Raw genomic sequence first — 637 nt, forward strand, 5'->3', positions numbered from 1 at the left:
CACGGCCATTCTGGCCGCGGCGGTGGTCGGGCTGGTGATGGCGATGCTGGTGAGCGCGTTCGACGCGTTCCTGATGCGCCGCCGACCGAAGGAGGCAGTGGCATGAATCCGGTGGACGCCGTGGCGGGCGACGGTGCTGCAGGGGAGGTGGGTGCGACGGCAGCGGCCGACGCGGTGGTGCTGCGCGGCGTGTCGAAGCACTTCAACACCGGACGCAAGGGCACGGTCCATGCCCTGGACGATGTGGATCTGACGATCCGGCGTGGCGAGTTCGTGTCGCTCATCGGGCCCTCCGGCTGCGGCAAGAGCACCCTGCTGCGATTGATTGCCAACCTCATCGAGCCCACGGCCGGCGACGTGGTGGTGAACGGCAAGCCCGCCCGGCAGGCCCGCCGCGACCAGGACTACGGCATGGCCTTCCAGCAGGCCGGCCTGTTCGACTGGCGCACTGTGGCCCGCAACGTCGAGTTGCCGCTGGAGATGAAGGGTTGGGACAAGCCGCGCCGCCGCGAGCGCTCGGCGGAGATGCTGCGGATGGTGAAGCTGGACGACTTCGGCCGGCACATGCCGTGGCAGCTCAGCGGCGGCATGCAGCAGCGGGTGGCCATCGCCCGTGCCCTCGCATCGCACCCGCCGC

The 637-nt window shown here is 70.3% G+C and carries 1 protein-coding gene; it reads left to right on the top strand.

Features of this window, described 5'->3' with window-relative positions:
• Positions 1-102: 102 nt before the first annotated feature.
• Positions 103-637: ATP-binding cassette domain-containing protein (locus tag KDM41_18405; protein MCB1185397.1), on the top strand; the 535-nt coding region annotated here is incomplete at its 3' end.

The sequence above is a fragment of the bacterium genome, assembly GCA_020440705.1.
Lineage (GTDB): Bacteria > Krumholzibacteriota > Krumholzibacteriia > LZORAL124-64-63 > LZORAL124-64-63 > JAGRNP01.